General features: G+C 58.7%; 18 protein-coding genes and 1 riboswitch. Of the genes, 11 read left to right on the plus strand and 7 right to left on the minus strand.

The features are described 5' to 3' along the window. The gene (gene folE2, locus ACR1XU_RS05235; RefSeq protein ID WP_480526420.1) at positions 1-1,104 is read right to left on the minus strand and encodes a GTP cyclohydrolase FolE2; all 1,104 of its coding nucleotides are present in this window, start codon (positions 1,102-1,104) and stop codon (positions 1-3) included. A 286-nt stretch (positions 1,105-1,390) separates the two neighbouring features. Between folE2 and ACR1XU_RS05240 the strand changes: the two genes are divergently transcribed. Beyond that, the gene (locus ACR1XU_RS05240; protein ID WP_480907167.1) at positions 1,391-2,173 is read left to right on the plus strand and encodes a HalD/BesD family halogenase; all 783 of its coding nucleotides are present in this window, start codon (positions 1,391-1,393) and stop codon (positions 2,171-2,173) included. A gap of 45 nt (positions 2,174-2,218) precedes the next feature. On the opposite strand, the gene metZ is transcribed toward ACR1XU_RS05240, so the two are convergent. Beyond that, positions 2,219-3,409, minus strand: a complete 1,191-nt coding sequence (metZ, locus tag ACR1XU_RS05245; RefSeq protein ID WP_480907169.1) for an O-succinylhomoserine sulfhydrylase — start codon at positions 3,407-3,409, stop codon at positions 2,219-2,221. A 64-nt stretch (positions 3,410-3,473) separates the two neighbouring features. Beyond that, positions 3,474-3,551: riboswitch (SAM riboswitch) on the minus strand. Between the two features lie 118 nt (positions 3,552-3,669). Here metZ and ACR1XU_RS05250 point away from each other — a divergent pair. Then, positions 3,670-4,368 (plus strand): glutathione S-transferase N-terminal domain-containing protein, encoded by a 699-nt coding sequence (locus ACR1XU_RS05250; RefSeq protein WP_480907171.1) that lies wholly within the window; start codon positions 3,670-3,672, stop codon positions 4,366-4,368. Positions 4,369-4,437: 69 nt separating this feature from the next. Here ACR1XU_RS05250 and ACR1XU_RS05255 read toward each other — a convergent pair whose 3' ends face one another. Continuing rightward, positions 4,438-4,929, minus strand: coding sequence for a hypothetical protein (locus ACR1XU_RS05255; RefSeq protein WP_480907173.1), 492 nt, complete (start codon positions 4,927-4,929; stop codon positions 4,438-4,440). Positions 4,930-5,163: 234 nt separating this feature from the next. Next, complete coding sequence (locus ACR1XU_RS05260) at positions 5,164-5,535, minus strand: OB-fold nucleic acid binding domain-containing protein (protein ID WP_170616484.1); 372 nt, start codon at positions 5,533-5,535, stop codon at positions 5,164-5,166. A 127-nt stretch (positions 5,536-5,662) separates the two neighbouring features. Here ACR1XU_RS05260 and ACR1XU_RS05265 point away from each other — a divergent pair, with 127 nt between their 5' ends. Then, positions 5,663-5,986 carry a 2Fe-2S iron-sulfur cluster-binding protein gene (locus tag ACR1XU_RS05265; protein ID WP_039534845.1) on the plus strand — a complete coding sequence of 108 codons (324 nt, stop codon included), beginning with the start codon at positions 5,663-5,665 and terminating at the stop codon, positions 5,984-5,986. After that, a complete protein-coding gene (locus tag ACR1XU_RS05270; RefSeq protein WP_480907175.1) occupies positions 5,986-6,708 on the plus strand; it encodes an FG-GAP repeat domain-containing protein in 723 nt (240 codons plus the stop codon). The genes ACR1XU_RS05265 and ACR1XU_RS05270 overlap by 1 nt, the downstream gene beginning before the upstream one ends. A 112-nt stretch (positions 6,709-6,820) precedes the next feature. On the opposite strand, the gene purD is transcribed toward ACR1XU_RS05270, so the two are convergent. Further along, entirely contained in the window at positions 6,821-8,083 is a 1,263-nt protein-coding gene (gene purD, locus ACR1XU_RS05275) for a phosphoribosylamine--glycine ligase (RefSeq protein WP_480907177.1), read from the minus strand. Positions 8,084-8,158: 75 nt separating this feature from the next. On the opposite strand from purD, the gene xseA reads away from it, so the two are divergent. Further along, positions 8,159-9,643, plus strand: a complete 1,485-nt coding sequence (gene xseA, locus ACR1XU_RS05280) for an exodeoxyribonuclease VII large subunit (RefSeq protein ID WP_170806113.1) — start codon at positions 8,159-8,161, stop codon at positions 9,641-9,643. Positions 9,644-9,646: 3 nt separating this feature from the next. Further along, a complete protein-coding gene (locus tag ACR1XU_RS05285) occupies positions 9,647-10,288 on the plus strand; it encodes a glutathione S-transferase family protein (protein ID WP_480907179.1) in 642 nt (213 codons plus the stop codon). Positions 10,289-10,296: 8 nt separating this feature from the next. Here the strand turns inward: ACR1XU_RS05285 and ACR1XU_RS05290 are convergent, their stop codons facing one another. Then, positions 10,297-10,692, minus strand: a complete 396-nt coding sequence (locus ACR1XU_RS05290; RefSeq protein ID WP_321253658.1) for a hypothetical protein — start codon at positions 10,690-10,692, stop codon at positions 10,297-10,299. A 142-nt stretch (positions 10,693-10,834) separates the two neighbouring features. Here ACR1XU_RS05290 and ACR1XU_RS05295 point away from each other — a divergent pair, with 142 nt between their 5' ends. The 5 genes from ACR1XU_RS05295 to ACR1XU_RS05315 all read left to right on the plus strand — a co-directional run bounded on the left by ACR1XU_RS05295 (position 10,835) and on the right by ACR1XU_RS05315 (position 15,151). Then, positions 10,835-11,473, plus strand: a complete 639-nt coding sequence (locus ACR1XU_RS05295; protein ID WP_480907181.1) for a lysoplasmalogenase — start codon at positions 10,835-10,837, stop codon at positions 11,471-11,473. A gap of 58 nt (positions 11,474-11,531) precedes the next feature. Beyond that, positions 11,532-12,710, plus strand: coding sequence for a signal recognition particle-docking protein FtsY (ftsY, locus tag ACR1XU_RS05300; protein ID WP_480907183.1), 1,179 nt, complete (start codon positions 11,532-11,534; stop codon positions 12,708-12,710). Positions 12,711-12,798: 88 nt separating this feature from the next. Then, positions 12,799-13,701, plus strand: a complete 903-nt coding sequence (locus tag ACR1XU_RS05305) for a DMT family transporter (protein ID WP_170616500.1) — start codon at positions 12,799-12,801, stop codon at positions 13,699-13,701. Positions 13,702-13,717: 16 nt separating this feature from the next. Then, entirely contained in the window at positions 13,718-14,323 is a 606-nt protein-coding gene (locus tag ACR1XU_RS05310) for an inner membrane-spanning protein YciB (protein WP_170616502.1), read from the plus strand. A gap of 159 nt (positions 14,324-14,482) precedes the next feature. Further along, positions 14,483-15,151 (plus strand): Crp/Fnr family transcriptional regulator, encoded by a 669-nt coding sequence (locus ACR1XU_RS05315; protein ID WP_480907185.1) that lies wholly within the window; start codon positions 14,483-14,485, stop codon positions 15,149-15,151. Positions 15,152-15,374: 223 nt separating this feature from the next. Here the strand turns inward: ACR1XU_RS05315 and ACR1XU_RS05320 are convergent, their stop codons facing one another. Continuing rightward, positions 15,375-16,817 (minus strand): Do family serine endopeptidase, encoded by a 1,443-nt coding sequence (locus ACR1XU_RS05320; protein WP_170677677.1) that lies wholly within the window; start codon positions 16,815-16,817, stop codon positions 15,375-15,377. Positions 16,818-16,820: the final 3 nt, after the last annotated feature.

Consider the following 16,820-nt stretch of genomic DNA (forward strand, 5'->3'; position numbering starts at 1 on the left):
TCATCCGACGTGGAACAATGTGGTAAACAGCCGGGGATCCAGACTGGCCGCTGCAAAGGTCGGCCCTTCTGTCAGAATGGACACCGCGTCGTGGCTGTGCAGGCTTTCCTGATGACTGGCAACTACCCGGAAATCGCCGATGTGGTGGTCCGCCAGCAGTTCGGCACAGAACAACCGAGCGGCGTCCTCGACAAAAATCGGGTTGGCGGCATTCAGTTCGGCAAACGCCTGCTCATCTTCGCGCTTGACCATGACCTGAGTTTCGGTCGGAACCGCGCGACGGCACAGGGCAATCAGGTCCTCGAACCACAAGCAATCTGCGGCGCTGTCGACAACGACCGAGATTCGCGCGACCGAACGCTGCGAATGCGGTGTCGCCAGTTGCCCCCGCGATGCGCGTGCATGTTCGCTCAATTCCAGCGAACATGGGCAGGTCGAGGAATAGACGTAGTCCAGATGCATGATCTTCTGACGCACGCCGTTCTGTTCGACCAGTTCAAGCGCGATATCATAATACTGGAACCCACCCAGGCCAGAGCGGAGGCTTTCAACGCGATCGGGAAACGAGAACCGCATCTGAATACGCGCATCGAAACTGTCCAGATCGGTCTTGTAGTCATCCAGCGCTGCTTCCATCACCTCGAAACTGAAGGTGCGTTCCGCGTGTTTGTAGAAGGATCGCATGATCCGGGACATGTTGATGCCCTTTTTCCCGGCCTCAAGGCTGACAGTGCCCGTGACCGAGGTTTCCAGCGTCAGATCCTCATCATTTTTGCGGTGAAAGCGGATCGGCAGGCGGAAATTCGAGATACCGACATGCTGAATTTGCTGCTTTGCGCCGCGGATCAGGCTGGACGGACCGTTTTGCAGATCGGGCAACGTCGCGCGATACGCCTCATCGACGCGAAAGTTCTGAGGGTATTGCCGCGACAAAGGGGGATAATTGGACGCAATCAAGCCGGGAACAAGCCGGGCAACAGCGGGATCAAGCTGATTGATCTCGGCCTCTGTCGCAGATTCTGCCCATTTGCGCAGAAGCTTCAGCGCCGCGGCAGCATCTTCGTCGTCAGGTGCGTCGTTCAGGTCGCCGGGGTAAACGTTCATCAATCAGATTTCCTCGGGGTTGGTCGTCGGAATATATACGACTGTCGTTCTTTTACCAGTCTTGCCCGATAGGCGCGCAGTATCAGATCGCACTGCAAAAAGTAATGCAAAACCGTCATTTTCAACAAGAATGCGCCGTTCCTTGCGAAATTCCTGCATTGGTTCGCAAGTCGCGATAGCCCAGGACTGGATGTCTGTCGCAAACGGGACAGTTAATTCAAATTTCCCGACCTAGCCTTTCAGTAGGTGCAAAGGGTGCAGGACCCCAGCAAAGGAAAGGGAGGGCATGAGAGACATTCTTGATCTTGACCGGTTTCCAATCGACAAACCCGGCAGCCCGGAATGGGACGCGCTTGTCGAAACTTGCCGCAGAGACCTTGAAGCGACCGGAATGTTCAACCTCGATGGGTTGATGCACAGCAAGGTCGCGGCAGCGGCGGTGGCGGAAATGGCCCCCCGATTTGACAGCGAAGCATTTCTGCACGAGCGCCGACACAACATTTACTTCAAAAGGATCGACGGCCTGCCGGGCGACCACCCGGCTTTGCAGGAGTTTCAGACGTCCAACCGGACGCTCTGCGCGGACCAGATCCCTGACTCTGCCTTGATCAGACTTTATGAATGGCCCGAATTCGCCCGATTTCTGGCGGCGACGATGGACAAACCCACTTTGTATGTGATGGACGATCCGATGGCATGCGTGAACGTCATGTCGTATCGTGAGGGTCAGGCCCTGAACTGGCATTTCGACCGCTCAGAGTTCACCACAACGATGCTGTTGCAGGCACCGGATCAGGGTGGCGCTTTTGAGTACCGGAAAGACCTGCGCAGTGAAAACGACCCGAACTATGACGGCGTTGCAAAACTGCTGAGCGGCAACGATGAAAACAGTCGGGTTATTTCCCTCAGCCCCGGAACCCTGAACGTGTTCAAGGGCAAGAATACCGCCCATCGGGTGACACCCGTAGCAGGAAGCAAGCCACGAATAATTGCCGTGTTTTCCTATTACGAAAATCCCGGTGTCACGTTTTCGGATACCGAGCGGATGGGTTTCTACGGACGGGCCTGAGGCACGTGCACCCTGCGGCGACTGCAAGCCACAGGGTGCATCTGTCTACTTTTGCGATGCCGCAAGCGCCTGTTGAATGTCCGCCAGAAGATCTGTCGGGTCTTCCAGCCCGATTGAAAGGCGGATCAGGCCCGGCGTGATGCCCAACTCATCCCGCTGCTTCTCACTCAGGCGCTGGTGCGTGGTTGTGGCGGGGTGTGTCGCGATCGACTTCGCATCACCCAGATTGTTCGAGATTACCGGAATGGTCATGGCATTCAGGAATGCAAAGGCTGCTTCTTTTCCGCCTTTGATATCCAGCGACAGAACCGTTCCGCCCTTGCCGCCCAACTGATCCTGAACAAGCGCGTTTTGCGGATGGGTTTTCAACCCCGGATACAACGTGCGAACCAGAGCAGGATGCCCTTCAAGCGCTTCCGCAACTGTCTGCGCCGTCTCGGCCTGCGCGTTTACGCGCAACGACATCGTTTCCAGCCCTTTCAGCATGATCCAGGCGTTGAACGGGCTCAGCGCGCCGCCTGTATGCTTGAGATACGGCTCGACCGTGCCACGGATGAATTCCTTAGTGCCGATGATCACACCACCCAGAGCACGCCCCTGCCCGTCTATGTGTTTGGTGGCTGAATACACAACCACGTCGGCACCCTGCTCGATCGCGCGCGAGAAGACCGGGGTCGAGAACACATTGTCGACGATAACCACTGCACCGACCGCATGAGCAAGTCGGGACACTTCGGCAATATCAATGACCTCAAGCGTGGGGTTCGACATGGATTCGAAGAAAACAGCCTTGGTGTCCGGCCGGATCGCAGCCTCCCACGCGGCCAGATCGGTTCCGTCCACAAACGTCACCTCAACGCCATACCGCGTCAGGATGTTTTCAAGAATATACAGACAGGAGCCAAACAACGCCTTGGCCGAAACAACATGGTCACCGGCCTGCAGCATCGACGTCAGCGCGCCGTTCACGGCCGCCATGCCGGATGCGGTGGCAAACGCATCTTCACCGCCTTCCAAAGCGGCGATGCGCTGTTCAAACATCGCCACGGTTGGGTTGCCGTAGCGGGCATAGATGAACTCATCCGGGCCGGATTCGATGAATCGCGCCTCGGCCTGCTCGGCAGTGTCATAGACGAAACCCTGCGTCAGAAAGATCGCTTCGCTGACCTCGTTATACTGGCTGCGGCGAATACCGCCATGAACGGCTTGAGTGCGTTTGTTCCAGGTCTCGCTCATCTTTTTCCTTTCCGCCCCCGACGCGGGAGGCAAACAAAAAACCCCAGACGCGGCCAAGCGAAAGGGGTCTTTCATCCTGACCTTTTAGCGGTGTTGTTTAGCGTGGCCCGCAATCCGGTAACAAATCGCCACGTAGCTCTGTGCTGCCATACGCCTCGGGCCGCTATTCGTCAAGGCTGCGCTTGGTTCTGTCACGCTTTCGTAACCGCCTCTTGCCGAACCGGCAGAAAGCCGCATGATCGCCGATACACGGAGGAGCCATGACCAACCCAATCGATCTGTATTTCTGGCCGACACCGAATGGCTGGAAGGTTTCCATTGCCCTGGAAGAGATGGGCCTGCCCTACACAACCCATCTGATCAATATCGGCAAGGGTGATCAGTTCGAGCCCGAATTTCTGAAGATTTCGCCGAACAACCGCATGCCCGCAATTGTCGACCCCGACGGCCCGGGCGGCGCCCCGGTTTCGGTCTTCGAAAGCGGCGCGATCCTGATGTATCTGGCCCGCAAGACGGGCCGGTTCTATGGCGAAACCGAGCGTGATCGCATTGCCGTCGAAGAATGGCTGATGTGGCAAATGGGCGGCGTCGGCCCCATGGCCGGTCAGGCGCACCACTTCCTGAAATACGCCCCGAACATGGACCCGCCGCAGGACCACCCCTATCCGAAGGACCGCTACCGGGCAGAGGTTGGGCGTTTGTATGGCGTGCTGGATCGACGGCTGGCGGAAAACGAGTACGTCGCGGGCGATTTTTATTCCATCGCCGACATGTCAATCTGGGGCTGGGCCAGCCTGTGGGAAGGTCAACAGCAAGTGCTTGAGGACAAGCCCCATTTTGCGCGCTGGCTGGAAGCCGTCAGTGCCCGCCCCGGCGTGCAGGCCGGTCGCGCGCTGCATGCCGATTTGCGCGGCGATCACCGGGACAAGCAATCGCAAGGGGTGCTATTCAAGCGGTGATGGTTTTCGGAAGTCGTTTTGGGTTCTCAATGATCATCGCTGATTTTACCTTGGCCATACCAAAGACCGCTAGCGAAACAGGAATTCAGGCTCCGCCGGCAAAGGCATCAGCTTGTTTTTCCGGAAACTCTTGCGCATTTGCGCAGCATTGCTGCCGTCCGTACGCATCCGGGCGGTCAGGACAAAAGCCGCATGCCCTGTCTCTGTTGTTTGAGCTGGGCCGACTGAACGCTCTGTCTTTTTGAAATCCACGCCAATCGGTTTTTTCGACCGCGCAGAGCGGAAGTTTGGAACTGAATGCTGTTTCCGATCTGTTTCTTCCTCCGACCGTGACAACTCTACGCCCTTCTGCTGCTGCAATTCTGAGAGGTACGTTGTTGCAATCCCAAGGTGCCTGCGTTCGAAGGCGTAAGCATTCAGTGCCTCATCGATCATTTTGGCGGTGTGTACATATCCTTTTGATCGCGTGAACTCTGAAAGTTCGACAAAACGATCGTGGATCTGGCTCTCATCCGGTCGGACATTTTTTTTGAGCGATCCATTTTGTGTAACGTTGGGCATCCGGACTGACTTCGAGAAGACGTTGAGTGGTGCACTGTCAAGCCCAGGCTTTGACAAAGGCCGACGCGCAAAGATGCTTGCAAGTACCCTTCCGGCACCAGAGAGTCGACCAACCGGCGTCAAAGCGGCGGAAAAGCGCCTTATACTCACATATGGATCAAAAAACACTTATCCGTGGGCGCCAAACCGCAAGTCTTGCAACCGGCAAGCGTCCACTTTGTCCGTAAGGCAGACCTACCCCTCCCCCTGCACCAGCACATCCAGCATCCCCGAGATATCCTCGATCTCTTCCGCGATCACATGGGTCACCGAATGCGCCCGCTGCATCCGGCCCGTTACCCGTAACAGCCGCCCCGAGATCACCGCGCGGCGGAATTGTTCGTAGATCTTGCGCCAGACAACCACGTTGACGATGCCGGTCTCATCCTCAAGCGTGACGAATATCACCCCCTTGGCCGTCCCCGGTCTCTGCCGCAGGATCACCAGCCCCGCCACCGTCACGCGTGCACCTTCGGGCGGGGCGTTCAGTTGGCAGGCGGGCAGGCACGCGGGCGGGCGCGGCCAATCGCTGTTTTGATCTGTGGGGCGAACAGGGACAACAAGCATGAGAACAAAAATAGAACAAATGACAAGAAAGTCCAGTCGCGGCACGCCGAGTCGCAAATGAGGCTGGAAAGAGCTAAATGCCTTGACTAAGGAAGGTTTCGAACATCGCAAAAGGAAGACGCACGCAATGGCAAAGATCACCTATGTCGAGCATGGCGGTACCGAACACACTGTCGAGGTCGCCAACGGACTGACCGTCATGGAAGGGGCCCGTGACAACAACATTCCCGGCATCGAGGCCGATTGCGGCGGCGCCTGCGCCTGCTCGACCTGCCATGTCTACATTCACCCCGACTGGGTCGAGAAAATCCCGGCCAAGGACGACATGGAAGAAGACATGCTGGACTTTGCCTATGAACCCGATCCGGCCCGCTCGCGACTGACCTGCCAGATCAAGGTCACGGATGCTCTGGACGGTCTGGTCGTGCAGATGCCGGAAAAACAGATCTGATGCCAGCCAGACCGGTCGTCGCCGTCACAATCGCACTCGGTGTATGTCCGGTCACGGCACAATCGCAGCAACCGTGGCAGTATGAACCACTGGGCTCGGCCGAATACACCGAACCCACGGCGCGATACCCCCATGGTGTTCTGGGTGATCAGATTGAATACGGCGCGCTGGTCCTGCAATACGCACCCGGATCAGCGCAATATACTATCCGGCTGCCAGAAGAACGTGTTTTCGAAGACATCCGGCCGCGCCTGGTCGACGTTGACAACGACGGCCGTCGCGAAGCCCTTGTCGTCGAAAGCCATCGCGACAAGGGTGCCCGGCTTGCAATCTACAACGGCGGCGGCCTGATCGCGGCCACGCCCTACATCGGCGCCCGTTTCCGCTGGCTCGCACCGGTCGGCGCTGCGGACCTGGACAACGACGGCCATGTCGAAATCGCCTATGTCGACCGCCCTCATCTTGCGAAAACGCTACGGATCTGGCGTTTCGAGAACAACCAACTGACCGAGATCGCAACAATTCCCAATCTGACGAACCATCGCATCGGCGAGGATTTCATCTCCGGCGGCCTGCGCTCCTGCGGGGACACTCCCTCGCTGATACTGGCCGACGGCAACTGGTCTCGTATTGTCAGCGTCACGTATGACAAGGGCTGGCAATCAACAGATCTGGGACCGTTCCGGGGCCGCGACAGCCTCACCCAAGCCCTGACTTGCTGATCCGCCCCTTCATCTGGCCAAAAATATCCTGGGGGTGAGGCCGCAGGCCGAGGGGGCAAAGCCCCCTGATCATAAAACGACGACAAGCCCGTCACGAGACCTCTGCCAGAGCTTACAGTGCCCTCCAGCCGATATCCCGCCGACAGAAACCCTCCGGCCAGTCTATCGCATCAATCATCGCATAAGCCCTGTCACGCGCGTCCTGCAACGACCCGCCACGTGTCGTGACATTCAGAACCCGCCCGCCCGACGCCGTAATCCGCCCTTCAGAAGACTTGGTTCCGGCATGGAACACCATGTTCTTGCTGTCTTCCGGCAGGTTATCCAACCCCCGGATCACCGAACCTTTTTCATAGGTCCCCGGATATCCCTCCGCAGCCAGGACAACCGTTATCGCATGATCATCTGCCCAATTCACTTGTGTATCGCGCAAACGCCCCTCGGCGGCTGCGTGCATCAGGTCCATCGCCTGCGCGCCAAGTCGCATCATCAGAACCTGGCATTCCGGATCGCCGAAACGAACATTGTATTCGACCAACCTCGGCTGCCCATCCCGGATCATCAACCCGGCATAAAGCACGCCCTGAAACGGCATCCCGCGACGTTTCATCTCGGCCATGGTCGGGCGCACAATCTCTTCCATCGCACGCGCTTCGACTTCGGCGTTCAAAACCGGTGCGGGAGAGTATGCGCCCATGCCGCCGGTGTTCAGCCCAGTATCGCCCTCTCCAACCCTTTTGTGGTCCTGCGCAGTGCCAATGGACAGGATATCCTCACCGTCACACAGCACGAAAAGCGAGGCCTCTTCGCCCTCCATGAACTCTTCAATCACGACCTCGGCTCCGGCACCGCCAAAAGCGCCGCCGAACATGTCGTCGATGGCCGCCAGCGCGGTGTCCTCGTCCATTGCCACGATCACGCCCTTGCCCGCAGCCAGACCATCCGCCTTGACGACAATGGGCGCACCCTGGGTCCGGATGTAGTCCTTGGCTGGACCGGCCTCGGTGAACCGGGCATAAGCCGCTGTCGGGGCACCCGCGGCATCGCAAATTTCCTTGGTAAAGCTCTTTGACGCCTCAAGTTGTGCGGCACCGGCCGACGGTCCAAATACCAGAACGCCCGCTTCCCGCAACCGGTCGGCAACACCTGCCGCCAAAGGGGCTTCGGGCCCAACGATCACGAAATCTATCGCGTTTTCTTCGGCAAAGCTGACAACCGCGCCACCGTTTTCGATATCCAGCGCCGCGCAATCGGCGATCTGCTCGATCCCGGCATTTCCGGGTGCCACGATCAGACGGTCGCATTTGGGGTTCTGCAGCACCGCCCAGGCCAGACTGTGCTCACGCCCGCCGCTGCCGAGAATAAGGATGTTCATGAATGCTCTCCGATCTGCTTGGCCTTGCCTGCGCGGCGTTCTAAGCTGGGTGAGCATTTGAAACAAGGCGCTGAAATGTCCGACCTGCTAGACGACCCAATTCCCGGCCAGAATACCCCTGAATACACCGTTTCGGACATCTCGGGCGAAGTGAAACGGACCCTCGAAGGTGCGTTTGGCCGAATCCGTGTGCGCGGCGAGGTCGGTCGCGTCTTCAAAGCACGTTCGGGGCATTTGTACTATGACATAAAGGATGACCGGAACGTCCTGGCTTGCACAACCTGGAAAGGTCAGGTTTCCGGCCTCTCCGTTGTGCCCGAAGAAGGTCTTGAAGTTGTCGTCACCGGACGGCTGACCGCCTTTGGCGCGCAATCAAAATACAATCTGAACGTCGACGAAGTTGCGGTTGCCGGACAAGGCGCGCTGATGGCGTTGCTGGAAAAACGCAAGAAACAGCTTGAGTCGGAAGGCCTGTTTGCGCCCGAACGCAAGACTCCCCTGCCTTACCTGCCCCAGATCATCGGCGTTGTGACCTCTCCTTCCGGCGCGGTGATCCGCGACATCCTGCACCGGCTGCGCGACCGGTTCCCGCGAAAGGTGCTGATCTGGCCGGTTGCGGTTCAGGGCGCCAACTGCGCGCCCGAGGTTGCCCGGGCAATCGAAGGGTTCAACCGGCTGACGCCCGGCGGTGCTTTGCCCCGCCCCGATCTGATCATCGTTGCGCGCGGTGGCGGCTCGATCGAAGACCTTTGGGGATTTAACGAAGAAATCGTCGCGCGGGCTGCCGCCGCATCCGCGATTCCACTGATTTCCGCCGTGGGGCATGAAACGGACACGACCCTGATCGACTTCGTTTCGGATCGTCGGGCCCCTACGCCCACCGCCGCCGCCGAATTGGCGGTACCTGTGCGGCTGGAATTGCTGGCCTGGACCGGCGAACAAGGCGCGCGTCTGTCGCGGGCGGCAACGGATGCCGTGCAACGCCGTTCGCAGCGGTTAAGGGATTTGTCACGTGCACTGCCAAGGGCTGACAGCCTGCTCGACACACCAAGGCAACGTCTGGATCAGGTCTCGGACCGCCTGCCCAACGCTCTGATCCGCGGTGTTCAGAACCGGCGCGTCAAGTTGCTGGACACATCCGCACATTTGCGCCCGTCAACCCTGCGCGGGATTGTCGAAACCCGCCGCGACCGATGGCGCAACCTGACGTCCCGCCTGTCTCTGCGCCCGATCAGGCAAGAGTTAAAAAACCGCGCCGAAAACCTGAACCGACTGTCAGAGCGTCTGAATACAGCGCACAAATCCCGGCTGGACAGGCTGCGTCAACAATTGGACGCGACCGACCGGCTGCGCGAAACGCTCAGTTACAAAGCGACGCTGGAACGTGGGTACGCCGTGGTTCGCGCAGAAGGTGCGGTTGTCACCACCAAGTCGCAGGCAGCCGGGCACCCTGTTCTTGAGATCGAATTTTCTGATGGTCGTCTGACAACCGGCGGATCGGCCAAACCAGCGGCCAAAAAAACCAAACCCGACGCCCCGGATCAGGGATCGCTTTTCTGACTCATGCTGACAATCTGGGGTCGCAAAACATCATCCAACGTTCAGGCGCTGATGTGGTGTGTCGGCGAACTGGACCTGCCGTTTCGCCGCCATGACGTCGGACATGAATTTGGCGGGCTGGACAGCGATGCCTTCGCGGCCCTCAACCCAAACCGGACAATTCCGGTGGTACAGGACAACGACGGTACACCAATTTGGGAAACGGGCGCGATCCTTCGATACCTCGCTGCACGCTATGCTGATGACCATTTCTGGCCTGACGACCCGGTCCGACGTGCACCGGTCGATAAATGGGCGGAATGGGCAAAGCTGAACGTCGCCATGAATTTTACCGTGCCGGTTTTCTGGCGAGTCGTTAGAACGGCGCCCTCCGACCGGGATGAAACAGCGATCACCGCTGCCCTGCATGTGCTGGAAGACAAACTAGCCATTGCGGACCAACAATTGTCGCATAGCGCTTATATCGCAGGGACCAGTTTCACGCTGGCCGACATCCAGTTGGGCCACGTTTTGTACAGGTATTTTGACATCGACATCCCGCGCGCACCATTCAGGCGCTTACGGCGATACTATGAAACCCTGTCGGCCAGACCGGCCTATCGCGATCACGTCATGATAAACTACGAAAGCCTGCGTGCGCATTAATCAAAGGCTCAAACTCCGATTTCCGGGCCATAGCACACCATTTCTTCGCCACGGTCATCTGCCTCGTACAATTCAGTCTCCAGCGGGTCACCTTCGAACCGCGCAATCAGCCTTCCACCCGATCTGGTGAACAACCAGCATTGAGGGTCCGGTCGGTCTTCATAGACGAAACATATCTGTTGATTTTGCTCGTACCAGACACCTTCCTTGCAATCGCCATCCAGAAACGACCAGATGACCCTGCGCCCGGGCAGATAGCGTTCCACCCCATATACCTGCCCCTGGAACCCATAAAACAGGGTCTTGCCGCGTGTGTATTCGTCGAACTCTGCAGCCGATAGCGCAGTCTGCGCGGTTGCGGCCTGCGCGGACGCAATCAGAAGAATCACTAAATGCCTCAACATGGTTTCATATTGTCAGATGCCGCAATCCGACGCCAACCAGCATTCTGCGACCGGTTTCCTTCACGTCACCGGTTGAGTTGCCCGGCACATCAGGCTGACACTGCATCAGAACCAACAGCCGACACTGGCAGGAGAGTAAGGGATGACAACAACGCTGTTCTGGATCGCCGCATTGTTTACAATCGCCTACCTTCCGATGTCTCCAAAACCGGCCAGCCTAGTGCGAACGGCATTCAAGACCGGATCGGTTGCCATCCTGGCGCTGATCGCAGCGATTGCCGGTGCCCCTTCCCTGCTGATCCTGGCCCTGGCATTGTGCGCCGTCGGGGATGCTTTGCTTTCGCAAGAGACCGAGGCGACGTTCATGGCCGGGATCGGTGCTTTTGCCGCTGGGCATCTGGCTTATATTGCCCTGTTTCTGACCCACGCCAGCAGCGATCCGGCGCTGATCCTGGACCGGCCGGGATTGGTCTGGTCGCTGGTTCTGCTGGGCATTGTCGCGGCGACACTTCTGGCACCACGAGCTGGTGATCTGAAAATCCCGGTGCTTTGCTATATCCCGATCATTCTGGGCATGGGGATCACGGTTCTGAGCCTGCCCGAGACCGGAGCATTACGCTGGGCCCTTCCCGGAGCGCTGGCCTTCATCGCATCCGACCTGATCCTGGCCACAGAAAAGTTCCTGCTTCCGCCCCGGCATCCCGCAATGGCCCTGACCCCATATCTGGTCTGGCCGCTTTACTGGGGCGCACAAGCTGCATTGCTGCTTGCGTTTCTCTGACCCTTTGCAACTGCCGCAAATCCGCATTAGGTGAAGAGAACACCTGCGGAGACCAAAGATGGCGTTTTTCTCAAAGCTCAAGGATCGGCTGTTCAAATCCTCGTCCCGGCTGGAACAGGGGCTCGATGCGATTGTCGAAGATGGCGGCGAAGAAACGACCGCCCCCGATCCGGTCATCCCCGAACCAGAGCCTGAGCCTCAGCCCGTCCCCGAGGTTCCCGAACCGGCCCCGACCCCCGAACCGGTCCCCGCCCCTGAACCGGCCCCCGCCCCGCAACCGGTCGAAACACCTTCTCCGGCGGACCCTACGCCGGCTCCGCCGCCGCCCGAAGCAACCCCGGCGCAGCGCAAGGGTGTTCTGGGACGGCTTTTCAATCGCAGCGACACTCAGGTCGTGGTACGGCGCACGCTTGACGATGATATGCTCGAACAGCTTGAAGAGTTGCTGATCGCCTCGGACATGGGGGTGGATACCGCACTGCGTGTCACCGCCAACATGGCCGAAGGTCGTTTCGGCCGCAAACTATCGACCCAGGAAATCAAGCAACTTCTGGCGCAGGAAGTCACCCGAGTGATGGAACCTGTTGCAAAGCCGTTGCCCATCTACCCCAAACGCCCACAGGTGGTTCTGGTTGTTGGCGTCAACGGATCCGGCAAAACCACAACCATCGGCAAGCTGGCAAGCCAGTTCAAGTCCGCAGGTAAGAAAGTGGTCATCGCCGCAGGCGACACCTTCCGCGCCGCCGCGGTCGAACAGCTTCAGGTCTGGGGCGACCGCGCTGGCGTGCCCGTCCTGACCGCGCCCGAAGGCTCGGACCCGGCTTCGCTGGCTTTCGACGCCCTGACCCGTGCGCAGAATGAAGGGGCGGACCTTCTGATGATCGATACAGCAGGCCGCCTGCAAAACCGTGCCGACCTGATGGAGGAACTGGCCAAGATCGTCCGCGTCATCCGCAAGGTCGATGACACCGCCCCGCACAACACCCTTCTGGTCCTCGACGCCACCACCGGCCAGAACGCGCTAAGCCAGGTTGAAACCTTCCGTAAACTGGCCGATGTCTCCGGCCTTGTGATGACCAAGCTGGACGGCACGGCCAAGGGTGGTGTTCTTGTGGCGCTCGCTGACAAGTTCGGTCTGCCCATCCACGCCATTGGTGTCGGCGAGCAGATCGACGACCTGGCCCCGTTCGACCCGGAAGAATTCGCTGCCGCCCTCACTGGCCTCGACAAGGGCTGATCCGCCCCTTCATCTGGCTGAAAATATCCTCGGGGGGTGTGGGGGGCAGACAGCCCCCCACCCTTTCCAACCAGCAAAAGGCCGATAGTTGAGCGACTGGCTGATTTCCCTCGAAGGCACCGAAGCGGGCCACCAACTTGCGCTGGGACTGGCGCTTATGGCGGCATTCCTGCACGCGGTCTTCGGAGCATTGCAGAAAGGGCGTCACGACCCCTGGCTGTCACGTGGCGCGATTGACATCTGCTACTGCCTGATGGCCGCGCCCTTTGCCTTTTTCGTCGTGCCCTGGCCCGAACCTTATATGTGGCCCATCTTCGCAGTCGTCTGGCTGATCCACATCGCCTACAAGACCTTGCAGGCGCTGGCCTACACCAAAGGCTCCTACACCGTGGTCTACCCGGTGGTGCGCGGCACCGGCCCCCTGTTCACCGTTATTGGTGCCTACCTGCTGTTCGGCGAGACATTTTCGACCACGCAGTGGTTCGGCGTCGCGGTGTTACTGGCCGGTATCTTCGGATTGGCCGGATACAACCTGCGCTATCTCGAGACGAACCGCGAAACGCTGGGTATCGCCTTGTTTCTGGCCGTCGTAACCGGGCTGTTCGTAGCGCTTTATACAACCTATGACGCCTATGGCATTCGTGCGACCGCCGATCCGTTCACATTCCTGGCCTGGTTTTTCATGATCGACGGGGCGGCAATGCCGATTTATGCCTTCCTCAGATGGCGGGCCATGATCCATCGCCCTGCGATTGGCCCACTGATGCTGCGCGGGCTCGCGGGCGGTATCATCGCCCCATTGTCCTTCGGGGCCATCATGCTCGCCACACGGCTGGACAAAGTGGGCGAGGCCGCGGTGCTTCGCGAAACCTCGACCGTGTTCGCGGCCCTGATCGGATGGCTGGTGCTGAAAGAGACCGTCGGCCCCCGGCGTATTGCCCTGATGGCCTTGATTGCATTGGGTGCAGTAATAGTTGAAATGGGCGGGTAAGCAGCAGGACAGAATCATGACAGGTAACAAAGAAATCAACCCGTTTCTGAAACAGGTGCTGGAACTGGGCCCGCCTCTGGCCTTCTTCTTCATCTATCTGCGCCTGCGTGACGACAGTTTCCTGATCGGCGGCATCGAATATTCCGGCTTCATCATAGCGACGATCATCTTTGTACCGCTGATGCTGGGTGCCATGGGCATATTGTGGTTTCTGACCGGAAAACTCAGCCGGATGCAGATCTTCACGGCCTTCATGGTGATCTTTTTCGGCGGTCTGACGGCCTGGTTCAATGATGAGCGGTTTTTCAAGATGAAAACCACGCTGGTCTACGGCTTCTTCTCGGTCATCCTGGGCATCGGTCTTTTGCAGGGGAAATCCTATCTCGCCTATGTGCTGGACGAGATGTTGCCCATGCGCCATCAGGGCTGGATGATTTTGACACGTCGCCTCTGTGGCTGCTTCGCCGTTTTGGCAGTCGCCAACGAAGTTGTCTGGCGGACCTTGTCGACCGATCTATGGGTCAAAATCGAAACCTTTGGGTTTCCGATTGCCCTGATGGTTTTTCTGATGCTGCAATTCAACCTGCTGCAAAGCTATATGGACGACCCGGATCATCAATAGGTTCCGACAGCGGACATCACAAAACCGTGAACATGCCCGCATTGGCGCCAAGTATTCTGTCTGAAATCCGGCAATTACCCACAAACAGCTTGGCTAAGCGCTAAAGCTGTGAAGAATGGGGTAACCACTCACCACCCCCATCCGGAGCCCCGTACACTCATGACGGCCTTCCCAAACAGCGGCTTTCTTGCCGAAGCATCTGACCGCCTGAAAGCCATGCTTACCGCGCAGGCTACCGAAATTTCACTGAACGACGGAGATACACTTTTCGAACAGGGTGACGAGGGCAACGCGCTCTATGCCATTCTGGAAGGCACACTCGAAGTGTCCTTTTTGGCGATGAGCGGCCGAAAGCTCACGCTGACGCTGATGCGTCCGGGTGAGATCTTCGGCGAAATCGCCCTGTTTGATAACGGCCCGCGTACCGCCACCATTTCCGCTGCCGAACCCTCGCGTGTCCTGCGCGTGCTGCGCAACGATGTGCTGCGTCAAATACGACAGCACCCCGATCTGGCCGAGGACATGATCCGTCTGGCAGGTCTGCGCATGCGCTGGATGGGCTCGCAGCTGAACGAGCAGGTCTTTTTGCCGATGCCGATCCGGCTGGCCCGCAAACTGCTTCACCTTTCGGAACTTCAGGACAATCCGGCAGACAGGATAACCCTGTCGCAAAGCGAACTTGCCGAATTCGTAGGCGCCACGCGCGAGGCGGTGTCCAAGACCATATCCACCTGGAAACGTGACAATATCGTTCAGGCGTCGCGGGGTGGGTTGCTGATCCAGGACTTCGATGCATTGCAGGAACTGGCGGAATCTGACCTGATCTGACGCCTGTGACCTGCTTCACATACATGCGGCGACGTTAACACTAAATTAATAACTGTTACCGTAGGAGGTCAGAGAATCATCCCCGATATCTGTCCACTGACCTCTCCCTGTACCAGAGCCATACGTCCTTCCCAGGCGTATGGCTCACCTTTTCCATCAGCAATTTCTCACAAAAAAGGGCCGGAGTTTACACTCCGGCCCGATAACCTTTTTGCGCCTTGGGTCACTCACCGAGGCTGAGTGCGACGAACCGGGGTTCACCTCCGCGACGCACCAACAGCAGCAGGGACTTGCGCCCGGCCTCTCGTGCTTCTTCCATGCGTGTTTCGAGGTCACTGACGGATGTCACTTTTTGCTGACCGGCCTCGGTAATCAGATCACCGGCCCGCAATCCCTTGGCATAGGCTTCAGACGCCTCATCAACTTCGCTGACGACCAGCCCGTCGGCTTCGGCATCCAGACCAAGGTCTTCCCGCAGCTTGTCGGTCAGCGGGGAAATGGTCAGCCCCAGAATCTCGGAGTTTTCGTCCTCGTCGTCCGTTTGCGCGGGCTCATCTCCGTTTTCCACCCGTTCAGCATCCTCGCGACGACCCAGAGTGACCAGCACGGTCTGTGTACCGCCATCGCGATGAACAACGACGCGAACGGATTTGCCGACCGTCGTTTCCCCCACCTGACGCACCAACCCGCGCGTGTCTTCCACTTCGACACCGTCAAAACTCAGGATCACGTCACCCGCCTTCAGCCCGGCTTCTTTTGCCGGCCCCTCGGGCACGTCGCTGATCAGGGCGCCACCGGGCTTCTCCAGCCCCATGGCTTCGGCCATGTCTTCGGTCACGTCCTGAATGCGCACACCCAGCCAGCCGCGACGTGTCTCGCCGAATTCGCGCAGTTGATCGACAACCTTGACCACCACATTCGAGGCCATGGAAAAGCCAATACCGATGGACCCGCCATTGGGTGACAGGATCGCGGTGTTCACACCTATGACCTGACCATCCATGTTGAACAGCGGCCCACCCGAGTTGCCCCGGTTAATCGCAGCATCCGTCTGAATGTAGTCGTCGTAAGACCCGCTGAGCGCGCGGTTGCGCGCCGATACGATCCCGGCCGAGACCGAGAACCCCTGCCCCAGCGGATTGCCCATGGCAATTACCCAGTCACCAACGCGCGCCGTGTCGCTGTCGCCAAACTTTACATATTTGAGCGGACCGGTCGCTTCGACCTTAAGCAGTGCGATGTCGGTCTTTTCGTCCGTGCCGATCACTTTCGCGGGTAACTCCTTTACGGGTTGCCCGTCACCGGGAAAGAATTCGACAAGGATTTCGTCCGCTTCGGCGATGACGTGGTTGTTGGTTACAATGAACCCGTCTTCGGAAATCACAAACCCGGAACCCAGCGCATTGCTGCGGCGTGGGAGGTTCTCATCGCCGTCACCGTTACGGTCCTGAAACTCGCGAAAGAAGTCTTCGAACGGAGACCCTTCGGGCACGATCCCGCGCGGACCGGTCTGTCCCTCGATCAGCGTGCTGGTCGTGATGTTGACAACCGCGGGGCTGATCTTTTCTGCCAGCGGCGCAAGGCTTTCGCCCCGGGCCTGAACGGCAACGGTCTGGGCCAGAACCAACACCATTGCGGCAAAGGCCAACCACATCCACCGCACCATAAA

The organism is Ruegeria sp. D1(2025) (assembly GCF_056536425.1).